This is a genomic window from Variovorax sp. CF313 (assembly GCF_000282635.1).
Classification (GTDB): Bacteria; Pseudomonadota; Gammaproteobacteria; order Burkholderiales; family Burkholderiaceae_C; genus Variovorax.
This window is the reverse complement of the sequence record NZ_AKIW01000088.1, coordinates 1-15,668: the sequence shown is the minus strand read 5'-3', so window position 1 is coordinate 15,668 and position 15,668 is coordinate 1. Positions and strand designations below refer to the sequence as shown.

The window sequence follows — 15,668 nt, the reverse complement described above, 5'->3', positions numbered from 1 at the left end:
GCCGAAGGCTTGCCCGCCTCGAGCGAGCACCATGCGGCTGAAGGCTTGCCCGCTTCGAGCGAGCACCATGCGGCTGAATCCTTGCCCGGCTCGCGATGGGGCATCGGCTCGCCGAACTCCTCGGCAGACAGGCGCTGCATTTCCAGGAAGGCCTCCTGCAGCGCCTTGGCGTCATCCTCGCCGCGCAGGCCAAGGTACGGGAAGTGGTGCAGGAAATGGCCGAAGGTGGCTTCGCAATCGGCTGCGTACTTTCTCGTGTCGAGGATGTGCATGTGCCAGAAGCGGTCGACGTCCTGCTCGGGAGCAAGCGTCAGGTCGGGGTGCTTGGCGTGCAGTATCAGGTAGCGCTTGTAGGCCACCTCCATCTGGTCCGCGTAGCCGGCCGACCAGCCGTAGCCGTCCTCTTTGCGGCTGGCCTTGAACTTGATCAGCGTGAGGTCGAGGGCCTGGATGGCGGCGATCGTCTGCTCGAGCGTCTTGCCTTGGGTGGAATCGATCATGAATGCTCCTGTGAAGTTGCGAGTAGGTCCGAGCAACGTGCCCGGTGACGATTGCCCGAAGGTCCGGCCGTCAGGCCGCTACCGACGGAGCAAACTGGTTGCGCAGGTGACGCGCCATGAAATTGCGTGCCTCGTCGGCGGGCACGGGCTTGCACAGCCAATAGCCCTGGACCTCGTCGCATCCGCGGATGCGCAGGTAGTCGAGTTGTGCTTCGGTTTCCACGCCCTCGGCCACCACCTTCATTCGCAGCCCGTGGGCCAGGGTGATGATGCCGTCGATGAGCGCCCGTGCATCGGCGTCCTGCGAGAGATCGTTGATGAAGGAACGGTCGATCTTGACGGTCGACAGCGGGAAAAGCTTCAAATAGGAGAGCGAGGAATAGCCCGTTCCGAAATCGTCGATGGCGAGGCCGACGCCCATGTCTCGAATCGTCCGGAGCAAATTGGCCGCATATTCGGGGTTCTCCATCACCGCACCTTCGGTAATTTCCAGCTCGAGCAGCGCCGGCTCCAGGCCCGAGGCTTCCAGGATGCCCCGTATGTCGGCGGCGAGCGTCTGGCTTTCGAACTGGCGCGGCGACAGGTTGACGCTCATCAACACGTCCGGCAGACCGTAATTCCGCCACGCGCGCGCATCGGCGCAGGCCCTCTCCAGCGCCCACCGGCCCATGGACACGATCAAGCCGATCTCTTCGGCGATCGGAATGAACTGCACGGGCGGGATCATGCCCAGAACCGGATGGTGCCAGCGCATCAGCGCCTCGACACCGACGATGCGCCGGGTCTGCAGATTCATCTTCGGCTGATAGTGCATCTCCAGTTCGCCTCGTTCCACGGCATGGCGCAGTGCGCTCTCCAGGATCAGCCGCTCGGTACTCTGTGCATTCATCTTCGCCGCATAGAACCGGAAGGTGTTGCGGCCTCTTTCCTTGGCCCGGTACATCGCGGTGTCGGCGTTCTTCAGCAACGCTTCGACGTCGCCGCCGTTGTCCGGGTAGATGCTCACGCCGACGCTGGCGCTGACGTGCAGTTCGCGCCCCTCGATGACGAAAGGCTCGGCGCAGCAGGCCAGCACCTTTTCGGCGAGTACCGCGGCATCGTTCGCGCTGGACAGGTTCTCCAGGAGCAGCACGAACTCGTCGCCGCCGAAACGCGCCACCACGTCGTCCTCGCGCAGCAGCGCCGTGAGGCGCTCGCCGCAGGTCTTGATCATCTCGTCGCCCACGCCATGGCCGAGCGTGTCGTTGATGTGCTTGAAGCGATCCAGGTCGACGAACATCACCGCGAACTGCTTCTGATGGCGGTTGCTGCGCTTGATGGCGCGATCAAGCTCGTGTTGCAGCGCGGCGCGGTTGAACAACCCGGTGAGTTCGTCGTGGCTGGCCATGAAACGAAGATTTCGCTCGGCCAGCTTGCGTTGCTCGTACTGGGCAATCTGCAGGGCGATCACACGCAGCGACTCCAGCGTCTCGGCGTCGTCCACGTACGGATTGCGGGCAAAAAGCTCCAGCGCGGTGGTCACACCGGTGGTGACCATCGGCACAACGAGGCCGCCAGCCAGTCCGGCCTGCCCCGCCATCGCATCGTGCACAAAGTCGCCCGGGGCTGCCCGCGTGTCGATTTGCACGACGCCACCGGTCCCCCAGGCGCGGCCCAGCGAGCCTTCGCCAGGCCGGTATTCGAGCGAGCGGCTGTCGCTGACGAATTGCCGCACGGCCGGGCCGCTGTCGGCATGCCAGGCGGCGGCGCAGCGAACCAGGCCGTCGTCGCCGACGCGCCACAACATGCCGCAGTCCCAGCGCAACTCGGTGCATACCGCCTCCAGCGCCTGCGTGATCACCGTCTCTGCCGCGCCATCGCCGGCAAGCAGCCGGGCGATCTCGTACTCGAGCTTCTGGCGCAACGCATCCTTGCGGCGCCGCGTGGCATCGCGCACGGTGCCGCGCACCAGCGTCTTTCCGTCTTCCTCGGCCGACTGCGCAATGACGTGCAGCCAGCGTTCGGTGCCATCGGGCAGGCACAGGCGGTGCTCGAATTCGCTGCGTTCCATGGACCGGGAGGCCTGCGCGATCTGTCGTTCGACCTCGGAGCGTTCCGAGTCCGGAACTCGCGAGAGCAGCGCCGGCAGGTCTGGCAGCAAGAGGTCGGTCTCGAAACCGAGGATGCGCCGGGCTTCCTCGGAGCATTGCAGGGCTCCGGTTTCGGGATCGAGTATCCAGCTGCCCAGGCTCGCCAGGTGCTGGGCATCCTCCAACTGTCGTTCGCTGGTGCGCAGGTGGCTGGTCATCTCGGTCGCCAGGACCTGGGCCCGGCTGCGTGAAGTGGTCAGCGAAAAGACGATGCCGGCAATCAGCATGCTGGTGGCCAGGCCGCCGAGGACGATGAACCAGGGGATGGCCTTGTCGAGCGGACCGAAGACCTGGCGCTCGTCCTGGCCGACCTCGACCAGCCAGGAGTGGCCGCCCAACTCGAAGCCGAGCACACGCTCGAGGCTGCGCGCCGGTGCGACGGCCGACTTCGCCAAAGCCGCGCTGTCGAACAGCAGTTGCCGCTCGCCGAAGGGGGTCGGCTTCACGAACCTGGTCTCGACGCGCGTGCCGACCGCCCCCTGGCCCGGGCCGGCATCGATCAGGCGCAGCCGGAGCGTCCTCGCGGCATCGTCGCCAACCATGTCGCGCAGCATGCCTGCGATGCTGAAGCCCGCGCCGACCGAACCCATATAGGCGCTGCGCCGCTGCTCGAGCGTATCGAGCGGCTGCCCCGTGCGATAGACCGGCAGCCGCATCGCCAATCCGATGTCGGACTCGCGACCCGGGATGCGCACCTTGCGCCCGGAGGAGACGAGCCCGCCGGTGTCACGCCCCTGCTCGAGCGCGTCCCCCCTGTCGGGCATCGCGCCCAGGTCGTTGCCGAGCAGCTTCTCGTTGCCGGCCTGCGGTTCGATGTAGATCAGCGGGTAGTAGGTGTCACGCTCGCCGGGCGGCTTGATGGCGAAGCGGGAGGCAACGCTGGCGTCGAGACTGGCATCGCCACGGACCCGTGCCTCGAAGAACTGCTTGTCGCCCGCCGCAACGCGGGGCGCATAGGTGACGGCCTGGAAACCGGGGTACGCGGTCGCAAGGTTCAGCCCCGCGACGTAGTCCCTGAAATCGCTTCGCGTCACGGCCTCGGAGGTGTTGAATCGCGCACGCAGGCCGATGAGGACGGCAATGTAGTCGTCGAAGCGAGCCTCGACCTTGCGTGCCAGATCGAACGCGGTTGCGTCGAAGCGCGCCTGGGCGCTGCGCCCGATCTCCTGGCGCGCCGAAATGCTGAGGGCGATCGATAGCGCCGCGCCGAGGATGAAAATTACCAGCGGCAGGCGAATCCTGGCCCAGACGGACAAAGACATGGGTTTGATCCTGTCGCTTGTACGAGCCGGGTAGCTCCGTGGACAACAGTGTGGCACGGCAGAGAACGCAACGGTTGCATTTTGGAACAATATACGGGGGATGTAAGGGCGTTACAAATGATTTTTGCCTAATTTTGAAAATCAAAGTATTAGCCCCACCCAGTCATCTCCCCAATTGCAAAGAGCCAGGCGTCTCGCGACGCCTGGCTCTTGTTCAAAAAGTAAAAAGGCCCGTTCAGAACGGAATGTCGTCATCCATGTCGTCGAAGCCCGACGACGACTTGGCCGGCGCCTGGCGTGGAGCCGGCGCCGGAGCGCGCGGTGCCGCCGCGGGCGCACGCGCGGCGTACCCGCCGCCGCCGCCACCGCCACCGCCCTGCGAATAACCACCGCCGCCACCACCTTGCGAGTAGCCGCCGTCGTCATCACCGGGGCCACCCGACGGGCCGCCCTGGCCCTGGCGGCTGCCGAGCATCTGCATCTGGTCGGCACGGATTTCGGTGGTGTACTTTTCGATGCCGTCCTTGTCGGTCCACTTGCGCGTGCGCAGGCTGCCTTCGACGTACACCTGCGAGCCCTTGCGCAGGTACTGGCCGGCGATTTCGGCCAGGCGGCCGTTGAAGACGATGCGGTGCCATTCGGTGGCTTCGCGCATTTCGCCGCTTTGCTTGTCTTTCCAGCGATCGGTGGTGGCCACGGTGACGTTCGCGACCTGATCGCCGCTCGGGAAGGTCCGCATTTCGGGGTCGCGCCCCAGGTTGCCGACGACGATGACTTTATTGACCGATGCCATATGCACTGCCCCTGATAAGTAGATGAAGGAGGAGGTTGAGAGGAACCCTCGATTGTGCCCCAAGGCTGTCGGAGCTCGGAGCCGGTGCATCCGTCTCCGCCGCAACCCGGCACCTCGCCATGAAATGCGCGGCGGTCTATCATGTCTGGTTGCCCTCGGACGATCGCCCCCTTTGAATTCAAAAGCCACTGAATACGCCGCCGCCGACGAGGAAAGCGCACGCGACGCGGAACTCGAGCGAAACACCTACCTCGGCGCCGTGCTGGCGCAGCAGCGCATCAGCATCCGCGGTGCGCGCACCCACAACCTGAAGAACGTCGATCTCGACATCCCGCGCAACAAGCTGGTGGTCATCACCGGCCTGTCGGGCTCGGGCAAGTCGAGCCTGGCCTTCGACACGCTGTATGCCGAAGGCCAGCGGCGCTACGTCGAGAGCCTGTCGGCCTATGCGCGGCAGTTTTTGCAGCTCATGGACAAGCCCGATGTCGACGTGATCGAGGGCCTCTCGCCCGCGATCAGCATCGAGCAGAAAGCCACCAGCCACAACCCGCGTTCCACCGTGGGCACGGTGACCGAGATCCACGACTACCTGCGCCTGCTGTACGCCCGCGCCGGCACGCCCTACTGCCCTGACCACCACCTGCCGCTGCAGGCGCAGACGGTCTCGCAGATGGTCGATGCGACGCTCGCGATTCCCGACGAACCGCGCCTCATGATCCTGGCCCCCGTGGCGCGCGAGAAGAAGGGCGAGTTCCTCGAGCTCTTCGCCGAGATGCAGGCGGCCGGCTACGTGCGCTTTCGCGTCGACGGGCAGACCTACGAATACAACGACCTGCCCAAGCTCAAGAAGACCGAGAAGCACGACATCGACGTGGTGATCGACCGCCTGCGCGCGCGCCCCGACATGCAGCAGCGCCTGGCCGAGAGCTTCGAGGCCGCGCTGCGCCTGGCCGAGGGCCGCGCGATAGCGCTCGAACTCGGCGCCGAGGGTGCGCCCGACAAGGAACACCTGTTCAACGCCAAGTTCGCCTGCCCGATCTGCCACTACTCGCTGTCGGAGCTGGAGCCGCGCCTGTTCTCGTTCAACTCGCCCGTGGGCGCCTGCCCGAGCTGCGACGGCCTGGGCCATCGCGAGGTGTTCGACCCGGCGCGCGTGGTGGCCTTTCCCTCGCTCTCGCTCGCGAGCGGCGCCATCAAGGGCTGGGACCGCCGCAACGGCTACTACTTCAGCATGATCGAGAGCGTCGCGAAGCACTACAAGTTCGACGTCGATGCGCCCTTCGAATCGCTGCCCGCCTCGGTGCAGCAGGTGCTGCTGCACGGCTCGGCGGCCGAAGAGATCAAGTTCAACTACACCATGGAGTCGGGCAACTTCGCGGGCAAGAAGCTCACGAAGAAGCATCCCTTCGAGGGGATCATCCCGAACATGGCGCGGCGCTACCGCGAGACCGATTCGGTGATGGTGCGCGAAGACCTCGCGCGCTTTCGCAACCTGCAGCCGTGTCCCGACTGCGGCGGCTCGCGGCTGCGGCCCGAAGCGCGCAACGTGTTCCTGGTGGACGAATCGGCCCGCCCGGCCGATGGCAGCGAGCCGCCGCGCATGGCGATCTTCGAACTGAGCCATCTCACGCTGCGCGACTCGCTCGCGTGGTTCCAGACGCTCAAGCTGCGCGGCGCCAAGGCCGACATCGCCGACAAGGTGGTGCGCGAGATCGGCCTGCGGCTGAAGTTCCTGAACGACGTGGGCCTCAACTACCTGAGCCTGGACCGCAGCGCCGAAACGCTCTCGGGCGGCGAGGCGCAGCGCATCCGCCTGGCCTCGCAGATCGGCTCGGGCCTCACGGGCGTGATGTACGTGCTCGACGAGCCCAGCATCGGCCTGCACCAGCGCGACAACGACCGCCTGATCGGCACGCTGAAGCATCTGCGCAACATCGGCAACAGCGTGATCGTGGTGGAGCATGACGAGGACATGATCCACGCCGCCGACCACGTGATCGACATGGGCCCCGGCGCCGGCGTGCATGGCGGGCGCGTGATGGCGCAGGGCACGTACGCCGAGGTGTCGTCCAACCCCGATTCGCTCACGGGCCAGTACCTCTCGGGCACCAAGAAGATCGAAGTGCCCAGGCACCGCACCGCGTGGCTGCCGGTCGTGAAGAAGCCGGCCTTCAACGAAGGCAGGAAGCCCTCGCGCTTTCCGCAGAGCCCCGCGGCCGAACGCCGTGCCGCGCGCGAGGCGGCCCACCTCGCGACGCAGACCGACCTGCAGGAAATTCGCGTGGTCGGCGCCACAGGCAACAACCTGAAGAACGTGAGCGTGGCCTTCCCGGTCGGCCTGCTGACCTGCGTGACCGGCGTGTCGGGCTCCGGCAAGTCGACACTGGTGAACGACACGCTCTACACCGCCGTTGCACGCACGCTGTACCGCGCGCACGAAGAGCCGGCCGCGCACGAATCGGTGGAGGGCATTGAGTATTTCGACAAGGTCATCAACGTCGACCAGAGCCCCATCGGCCGCACGCCGCGCAGCAACCCGGCCACCTACACGGGCCTGTTCACGCCGATCCGCGAACTGATGGCCGAGACCAACACCGCGCGCGAGCGCGGCTACGGCCCCGGCCGCTTCAGCTTCAACGTGGCGGGCGGGCGCTGCGAGGCCTGCCAGGGCGATGGCGTGGTGAAGGTCGAGATGCACTTCCTGCCCGACGTGTACGTGCCCTGCGAGGTGTGCCACGGCCAGCGCTACAACCGCGAGACGCTCGAGGTGCTCTACAAGGGCAGGAACATCGCGCAGATCCTCGAGATGACGGTGGAGGTGGCGCACGAATTCCTGAAGGCCGTGCCCACCATCGAGCGCAAGCTGCGCACGCTGCTCGACGTGGGCCTGAGCTACATCAAGCTGGGCCAGTCGGCCACCACGCTGTCGGGCGGCGAGGCGCAGCGCGTGAAGCTCGCGCTGGAGCTCAGCAAGCGCGACACCGGCCGCACGCTCTACATCCTCGACGAGCCGACCACCGGCCTGCACTTCGCCGACATCGAGCTGCTGCTGAAGGTGCTGCACCAGCTGCGCGACGCGGGCAACACCATCGTCGTGATCGAGCACAACCTGGACGTCATCAAGACGGCCGACTGGCTGATCGACATGGGCCCCGAGGGCGGCGCGGGCGGCGGCACGGTGGTGGGCGAAGGCACGCCTGAAGACATCGCGGCGAACGAGGCGAGCCACACGGGGCGGTATCTGAAGCGGCTGCTGTAGCCGGCGCGGCCCATGCCTTCCTTCACCCCGCGCCAGCTGGTACTGCTCGTTCTCCTGACCCTTGCATGGGGGTTCAACTGGCCCGTGATGAAACTGGGCGTCGCCGACTATCCACCTCTCGCCTTTCGCGCGATCTCGATCTGGCTCGGCGTGCCGGTGCTGGCCCTCGCGCTGGTATGGATGAAGGTGCCGTTCCGCGTGCCGCGCAGCGCGTGGCCCGAGCTGCTGTGGCTGGGCGCGACCAACATGTTCGTCTGGCACGCCTGCATCATCCTCGCGGTGAAGGCGCTCTCGGGCGGGCGCGCGGCGATCCTGGGCTACACGATGCCGGTGTTCTCGGCCGTCATCGGCGCGCTGCTGTTCTCCGCGGCGCTCACGCGGCGCGCGTGGCTGGGCGTGGGCGCCTGCGCGGTAGGCGTGGGGCTGCTGCTGTGGCATGAACTCACCGACTTCGCGGGGCGGCCCGGCTACGTGGCGCTGGCACTGGTGGCGGCCGCCACATGGGCGCTGGGCACGCAGTTGCTGCGGCACACGCGCATCGGGCTGCCGACGCTCACGCTGTCGTTCTGGATGACGGCGCTGACCGCGGGGGTGATGACGGTGCTCTCGCTGCTGTTCGAGCGCGGCCAGATGTACTGGCCGGGCCGCGTGACCTGGGCTTCGATCGGCTACAACGCCGTGCTGATCTTCGGATTCGCGCATGCCGCCTGGTTCTACCTGGCGCGCGGCCTGCCGCCCATCGCCTCGACGCTCAGCGTGATGTTCATCCCGGTGCTCGGCGTCTTCAGCGGCGCGGTGTGGCTGGGCGAAGCCGTGCACTGGCAGGACTGGGTGGCAGTGGCGCTGATGATGGTCGCCATCGCCTCCGTGCTGTGGCCCTCGCGCAACGCAGCGAAGGCCTGAGCGCGCCTTTTTCTTTTTTCAGGTCGTCGTCTGTACGTGCAGCCGGCTGCTCTTGCAGCGGTGCAGCGCGCGGTAGTGCTCCAGCGGCCTGCCATTGGCACCGTAGGCGATCGACTCGATGCGCAGCAGCGGCTCGGGCTGCGGCAGGTTGAGCAGCCGGCAGGTCTCGGCATCGGGCAGCACCGCATCGATCCAGCGCTCGGCGCGCACGAGGCGCAGCCCGTACTGGCGGCGCAGCACGTCGTACAGCGAGCGATCGTCCAGACGCGTGCGGTGCAAACCCGGCGCGAGGTCGGCGGGCACCACGGTCTCCACCAGCAGGCGCAGTTCGCCGTCGACGCTGCGCAGGCGCTTGAGCGCGACCACCTGGGTGTCGTCGGTGAGCCCCAGCGAAGCGGCTTCCTGCTCGGTGGGCGCGCGCAGTTCCTGCGTGAGGATCTGCGTGCGCACCGAGCGGCCCTTGCGCTCCATTTCGTCGGAGAAGCCGAGCACGGTGGAAACGAAATCCTCGTCGCGCTCGCGGGCCGACACGAAGGCACCGCGGCCCTTGATCTTGTAGATGAGGTTGTTGCGCACGAGGTCTGCCAGCGCCTCGCGCACCACGATGCGCGAGATGCCGAACTGCTCGCCGAGCTCGGCCTCGGACGGCAGCTTGGCGCCGATGGGCAGCACGCCCTGCAGGATCTGCATGCGAAGCGCGTCGCGGAACTGGGCCCACAGGGGCGACTCGGAGTCGCGGTCGAGCACGGTCGAGATTTCGGTCGGAGAGTTCACGTCGAGGGTTGGCTCAGGGCCTGAGGAGTCATCAATGATGCATCGAAAGATGCAGGCGCATCCGCTGCCACCGGCGAAAGCCGCACGCCGTGGCGCTCGCGCAGGGCGGTGGCGCAGGCATGCAGCTCTGCGTGCTGCTGCGCCGCATCCCAGCCCAGCGCCTCGGCCGCGATGCCCGCCATCTCGGCCAGCGCGGCATCGGTGACGAACCCGCGGATGGCCAGCAGCGTGCGGCGGATCACGAGATCGTCGAGATGCACCACGCCGGTTTCGAGGCAAAGGTACGAAAGCTCGGCCACGGAGTAGCCGGGCGCATGGCGCAGCGGCATGTCGCCCGATGCGGCGAGGCGCTGCGCCAGCGGCAGCGCCTTCGATCCGTAGCGCTTCAGAAGCACCTGCGCGCGCGTGCGGCTCATGCCCGAGGCGCCGACCAGTCGATCGACAAAACGCTCCACCGCCTGCGCATCGGCCGGCAGCTCGGCGCCGCCGCCGATGGGCAGCAGCTCGGTCGATGCGGTGCGCGGGCGGCCCAGCTGCTTCAGCACCTCGTCGGCCGCTTCTTCCGCGAGCGCGCGGAAGGTGGTCCACTTGCCGCCCACGAGGCCGACCATGGGAATGTCGCGCGTGGCGTTGGGCGGGTCGAGCACCACCGAGTGGTCGCGCGAGATCTGCCCCGGCTTGTCGGCGTCGGAGCGCGCGAGCGGCCGCACGCCGACGTAGGTATAGACCACGTCGCCGCGGCCAAAGCGCAGGTTGGGGAACACCTCGGCCAGCACGTCGAGCAGGTAGTCAACCTCGGCCGGCTCGGTGCCGATCTGGTCGGGGTCGTCCACCGGGATGTCGGTGGAGCCCACGAGCACGCGGTCGAGGAAGGGATAGACGATGCACACGCGCCCGTCGACCGCCTCGAAGTAGGCCATGCGGCCTTCCAGCGCGTCGCGCAGCGCGGGATGGTCGAGCACGAGGTGCGAGCCCTTGGTGCCCATCACGCGCGAGCCCGCGCCGCCGAGCACGGCCGTGCTGCGATCGAGCCACGCGCCGCTGGCATTCACCACGGTGTCGGCCGTCACGCGCACCAGCGTACCGGTGATCTCGTCGCGCAGCGTGATGATGTTGCCCGCGCAGCCCATCACGCGGCAGTAGTTGGCGGCGGCCGAGCGCGGCTGGTCGCGGCAGGCATCGCCGATGAGTTCGAGGATGAGCCACTCGGGGTGGCTGATCCACGCATCGAAGAAGGTGGCCGTCCAGCGCACCGCCGCGCGGAACAGGCTGCGGTCATTCGGCGGCACGCGGCTGATGCGGTGGTTGGGCATCACGCGTTGGCGGCGGCCCAGCAGGTCGTACAGGCGAAGGCCCGCAGCCACCGCAAGCAGGCCGCGCGTTCGCTGCGGCGGCGTGCGGCCGAAGAACTTGAGCGCGCTGCTCATCAGCCCGCCGAAGAAGCTGGACAGCGGCACCACCGTCTTCAGCGGCTGCACCAGGTGCGGTGCGTTGCGCAGCAGCAGGTTGCGCTCGCGCGTGGCCTCGGCCACCAGCGAGAAGCTGCCGTTCTCCAGGTAGCGCAGGCCGCCGTGGATCATGCGCGAGGGCGCGCTGCTGGCGCCCGCGCTGAAGTCGCCCTTGTCGACGATGAGGCAATCCACGCGCTGCAGGCACAGGTCGCGGAACACGCCCACGCCGTTGATGCCGGCGCCGACGATCACGGTAGAGAAATGACGATCGGCCAGCGAGGCCGAGCGCACGAAGGGCAGCTGCCAGGCGCTCATCTCGAGCCTCCCGACAGATGGAAAAACACAGGGGACATGGTGTCGATCAGTTCGTTGAAACCGGCGTTGAAGTCGGCATGGGCGCAGGCCTCGGTGGCATCGGGCTCGACCGTGTCGCAGGGCGCGAGCAAGGCGCTGCCCTGCCCGGCGTGGTCGATGCTCTGCGACATGGCGGCGTAGATCGCGGCGCCGCGCGCGCCGGTTTCGTCGTCGGCGCAGCGTTCGACCGGATGGCCGAGGAAGGATGCGAGCAGGCGCACGAGGCGCGCATCGCTCGCGCCGCCGCCGAGCACGGTCGATGCGGACGCAGGCAGGCCGCATGCCGCGAGGCGTGCCGCGTGCCGCGCATGCAGTGCCACGACCGCATCGACCACCGCGCGTGCCATGTCGCCCCGTGTGTGATGACTCTTGAGGCCGACGAAGCCCGCCGTCACGCCGCCACCGCCATTGACGAACGGCAGGAAGCGCAGGCCGCCCGCGCCCAGCGGCACCGACATCGCCAGGTCGACGACGGCGCGCGAATCGGGCAGTCCCAGCACGCCGGCCAGCCACGCGATGTTGGCCATCGACGAAGGGCTGTTCTCCATGTAGAGCCGCTGGTCGTCGCGCCCGAAGTTCACGACGGCCGCCACGTCGGGCCTGGGCTCGATCACCGGGCCGATCACCGCGTTCACGCACCACGTGCCGAAGACCGACACCGCGCGTCCGCGCCCTTCCGCACAGATCGCGGTCATCGACGCGAGCAGGTCGATGGCTCCCATCGCCACCGGAATGCCGGCAGGCAGGCCGCACAGCGCGGCCTCGGAAGGCCGCAGCCTGCCGATCACTTCGCCGCTCGGCACCAGCGGTCCGAAGACCTGCGGCCCGAGCTCCGCGATGCCCGAGGCATCGAAGGCCGCCTGCGACCACCTGCCCGTGGCGATCGACACCAGCCCAGCGGTGCTCGCATCGCTCGCGTCGGTGGCGATCTCGCCGGTCAGCAGGAAGCCGAGGTAGTCCTTCGCGAACAGCAGCCGGTGCACCGCGCCGCGCTGCACGGCATCGGTGCCGAGCAGCGCGGCGGCGATCACGGTGGGCTGCCCCGGCCACGGCCTGCAGCCGACGTCCGCGAACAGCGCCTCGCCATGGCCGAGCGCCAGCGAGCGCGCCCGTGCGTCGGCGCGCTGGTCGGTCGAGGCAACCGCCCTTCCACCCACGAGTTCGTTGCGCGCATCGAGCGCATAGAGCCCCGCGCCGTGGCCCGTGCAGCCGATGGCGCGAACCTCGGTCACGCGCTCGCCGAGCTGGTGAGCGACGTCGCGCAGCACGTGGGTCAGGGCCGTGCGGATCGCAGTCGCGCCCACTTCGCATCCCCCTCCAGGCAGCCGGTCGTGCGGCAGCGGCATGCGTGACAGGGCGATGGAGCGGCCGCTCCCGGCTTCGAGGGCCAGGGCCTTCAGGCTGCTCGATCCCATGTCGATGCCGATCAGTATGTTTGGCTTCATGTCATAACAGCTTCGGCGGAATAAAAGCACCTCGCCAGTAGCGTTTCCCCTAGTTATCCCGTCAAACGTCCAGCGCGTACATTCTACCTGTCATAACAAGTGACGCGACACCGAAGATCAAGATGCTGTCCTGAAAAGCAGCATCGCAAGCTGTGCCCCCCAACGTGAGGAGACAAAAATGAGGCGTAATTTCCTGAAGTCCGCCGCGGCAGCCGGCATCGGCCTGGCTGGCGCCAGCGCATTGGCGCAGCAGCAGGCGGCTGCCCCTGCAGCAGGCGGCGGACTGCGCGGCAACCCGAGCGACGTCTACGTGATGAACGTGATGGTGTCGGGCGTGGAGTACTGGTTTCCGGTCTACGAAATGATGAAGCAGCTCGGCCGCACGCTGGGCGTGCGCACGCGCTACACCGGCACGCCGGAGTACGACGTGAACAAGCAGCTCGCCTCCTTCGAGCAGGAGCTGGCGCGCAAGCCCGCGGGCATCCTGCTGCACCCGATGAACCCCGACCCGTTCATCGAGCCGATCAATCGCGCCGCGGCGATGGGCATCCCGGTCGTCACCTTCGCGGCCGACTCGCCGAACTCCAAGCGCACATCGTTCGTCACCTCCGACAACGACCGCGAAGGCACGCAGGCCGCCGACGCCATCGCCGCCTCGCTCAACGGCAAGGGCGAATACGCCGTGCTGGAGAACCCGGGCCAGGACAACCACGACCGCCGCATCGCCGCCTTCGTGAACCGCATGAAGGCCAAGCACCCGGGCATGAAGCTGGTCGGCCGCGCCGCCAGCAACCAGGACCCGAACAAGGCCTACCAGGCGGTGCTGAGCCTCGCGCAGGCCAACCCGAACCTGGGCGCGCTGTTCATGCCCGAGGCCAACTCGGCCCTCGGCGCGGCGCAGGCCAAGGTGGAGACCAAGAAGAACATCAAGGTGATGTGCTGCGACGTCAACGCCAAGATCCTCGACATGATCAAGTCGGGCGACGTGTTCGGCGCCATCAACCCGAACCAGGGCATGCAGGGCTACATGGGCATGATGATGCTGTTCCTGGCCAGGAACCCCACGCTCATCGACCCAATGAACGATGCCAAACGCAACGGCACCAACCCGATGGCCGTGCCCTTCCTGGACAACGGCCTGGCGGTGGTCAGCAAGGCCAATGCCGACGACTTCTACTGGGACAAGTACCTCGCACGCCGCGGCACCAAGGGAATCGGCGAGTGAGCCACCTGCTCGAACTGCGCGGCATCGGCAAGCGCTTCGGCGCTTCGCGCGCGCTCTCCGGCGTGGATTTCTCGCTTCAGCGCGGCGAGATCCACGCCCTGTGCGGCGAGAACGGCGCGGGCAAGTCCACGCTGATGAACATCATCGACGGCATCCACCAGCCGGACGAGGGCGAGATCTCGCTCGACGGCCGGAAGGTGGTCATCGACGGCCCCGCGCACGCCATGCGCCTGGGCATCGGCCTGGTGCACCAGGAGATCGCCCTGTGCGCCGACGCCACCGTGGCCGAGAACATCTTCATGCCGGAGATCAACGCCGGCAGGCACGCATGGATGGACTACGCGAGCCTCGACGAGCGCGCCGCCAAGGTGCTGCAGCGGCTGGGGCAGGACGTCGACCCGGCTGCGCTGGTGAAGGACCTGAGCATTTCCACGCAGCAGCTGATCGAGATCGCCAAGGCGCTCACGCTGGACTGCAAGGTGCTGATCCTCGACGAGCCCACCGCCGCGCTCACCGACAACGAATCGGCCGCGCTCTTCAGGGTGCTGCACGACCTGAAGGCGCAGGGCATCGGCATCATCTACATCAGCCATCGCATGGCCGAGATCTTTGCGCACTGCGACCGCGTCACCGTGCTGCGCGACGGGCGCAACGTGCATTGCGGGCCGCTGGCCGAACTGGACGCCGACGGGCTGGTGCGCCGCATGGTCGGGCGCGACCTGGGCAACTACTACCCGCCGAAGCAGCAAGCGCCTGCATCGGAGGAACACGTGCTCGAAGTGACCGACATCGCCGACGGCGAGCGCGTGCACGGCGTGTCGTTCACGCTGAAGCGCGGAGAGATCCTCGGCATCGCGGGCTTGATGGGCGCCGGTCGCAGCGAGCTCGCAGAGACCGTGTGCGGCCTGCGCCCCGCGCGCAGCGGCACCGTGCGCCTGCGCGGCAGGGCACTGGCGATCCGCAAGTACGGGGACGCGCTGCGAGAGGGCATCGCCTACCTCAGCGAAGACCGCAAGGCGGCCGGCGTGTACCTCGACCTGCCCATTGCGCAGAACATCGCCTCGATGGCGCTCGCGCGCGTCAGCTCGCGCTTCGGGCTGCTGCAGCGCGCGGCCGAGCACAGGCTGGCGGTCGACCTCGGTGCGAAGCTCAAGCTCAAGTCCGACGGCGTGGCCATCGAGGTGGCGAGCCTGTCGGGCGGCAACCAGCAGAAGGTGGCCATCGCCAAGCTGCTGGCCACCAACCCATCGGTGCTGCTGATGGACGAGCCCACGCGCGGCGTGGACGTGGGCGCCAAGTCGGAGATCCACCACATCCTGCGCGAGCTGGCCGGCCAGGGCGTGGGCGTGATCGTGATCTCGTCGGAGCTGCCCGAGATCATCGGACTGTGCGACCGCGCGCTGGTGATCCGCGATGGCCGGCTCGCGGGCGAACTGGCATCTAACGAGATGACGGAGGAAGCCCTGTTGCGGCTCGCCTCCGGACTCTGTGAACAGGAAGCGGCATGAAAGACCTGCAGGGTTCGTGCGGCGCTTTGGTCGGTTCGGGGCGCGCTCACGCCGACGGGGTACCT

At 67.6% G+C, this 15,668-nt stretch carries 10 protein-coding genes; 4 read left to right on the top strand and 6 right to left on the bottom strand.

The window, feature by feature from the left end:
* The 3 genes from PMI12_RS21695 to ssb all read right to left on the bottom strand — a co-directional run.
* Window positions 1–500 (bottom strand): glycine-rich domain-containing protein (locus PMI12_RS21695; RefSeq protein WP_007836745.1); only part of this gene is annotated, 500 nt, incomplete at its 3' end.
* Window positions 501–570: 70 nt separating this feature from the next.
* Window positions 571–3,891, bottom strand: a complete 3,321-nt coding sequence (locus PMI12_RS21690) for a bifunctional diguanylate cyclase/phosphodiesterase (protein WP_007836744.1) — start codon at window positions 3,889–3,891, stop codon at window positions 571–573.
* Between the two features lie 235 nt (window positions 3,892–4,126).
* Window positions 4,127–4,684, bottom strand: a complete 558-nt coding sequence (gene ssb, locus PMI12_RS21685; RefSeq protein WP_007836743.1) for a single-stranded DNA-binding protein — start codon at window positions 4,682–4,684, stop codon at window positions 4,127–4,129.
* A 172-nt stretch (window positions 4,685–4,856) separates the two neighbouring features.
* Between ssb and uvrA the strand changes: the two genes are divergently transcribed.
* Complete coding sequence (gene uvrA, locus PMI12_RS21680) at window positions 4,857–7,943, top strand: excinuclease ABC subunit UvrA (protein ID WP_007836742.1); 3,087 nt, start codon at window positions 4,857–4,859, stop codon at window positions 7,941–7,943.
* Between the two features lie 12 nt (window positions 7,944–7,955).
* Window positions 7,956–8,846 (top strand): DMT family transporter, encoded by an 891-nt coding sequence (locus PMI12_RS21675; protein WP_007836741.1) that lies wholly within the window; start codon window positions 7,956–7,958, stop codon window positions 8,844–8,846.
* 18 nt (window positions 8,847–8,864) lie between these two features.
* Here PMI12_RS21675 and PMI12_RS21670 read toward each other — a convergent pair whose 3' ends face one another.
* The 3 genes from PMI12_RS21670 to PMI12_RS21660 are packed head-to-tail and all read right to left on the bottom strand — an operon-like array spanning window position 8,865 to window position 12,870.
* A complete protein-coding gene (locus tag PMI12_RS21670; RefSeq protein WP_007836740.1) occupies window positions 8,865–9,620 on the bottom strand; it encodes a GntR family transcriptional regulator in 756 nt (251 codons plus the stop codon).
* Window positions 9,617–11,386 carry a glycerol-3-phosphate dehydrogenase/oxidase gene (locus tag PMI12_RS21665; protein WP_007836739.1) on the bottom strand — a complete coding sequence of 590 codons (1,770 nt, stop codon included), beginning with the start codon at window positions 11,384–11,386 and terminating at the stop codon, window positions 9,617–9,619. The genes PMI12_RS21670 and PMI12_RS21665 overlap by 4 nt, the downstream gene beginning before the upstream one ends.
* On the bottom strand, window positions 11,383–12,870 hold the full coding sequence (locus PMI12_RS21660) for an FGGY family carbohydrate kinase (protein ID WP_007836738.1): 1,488 nt from the start codon (window positions 12,868–12,870) through the stop codon (window positions 11,383–11,385). The genes PMI12_RS21665 and PMI12_RS21660 overlap by 4 nt, the downstream gene beginning before the upstream one ends.
* Window positions 12,871–13,048: 178 nt before the next feature.
* Here PMI12_RS21660 and PMI12_RS21655 point away from each other — a divergent pair, with 178 nt between their 5' ends.
* Both PMI12_RS21655 and PMI12_RS21650 read left to right on the top strand, forming a co-directional pair.
* Complete coding sequence (locus PMI12_RS21655) at window positions 13,049–14,095, top strand: substrate-binding domain-containing protein (RefSeq protein WP_007836735.1); 1,047 nt, start codon at window positions 13,049–13,051, stop codon at window positions 14,093–14,095.
* The gene (locus PMI12_RS21650; protein ID WP_007836733.1) at window positions 14,092–15,603 is read left to right on the top strand and encodes a sugar ABC transporter ATP-binding protein; all 1,512 of its coding nucleotides are present in this window, start codon (window positions 14,092–14,094) and stop codon (window positions 15,601–15,603) included. The genes PMI12_RS21655 and PMI12_RS21650 overlap by 4 nt, the downstream gene beginning before the upstream one ends.
* Window positions 15,604–15,668 lie beyond the last annotated feature (65 nt).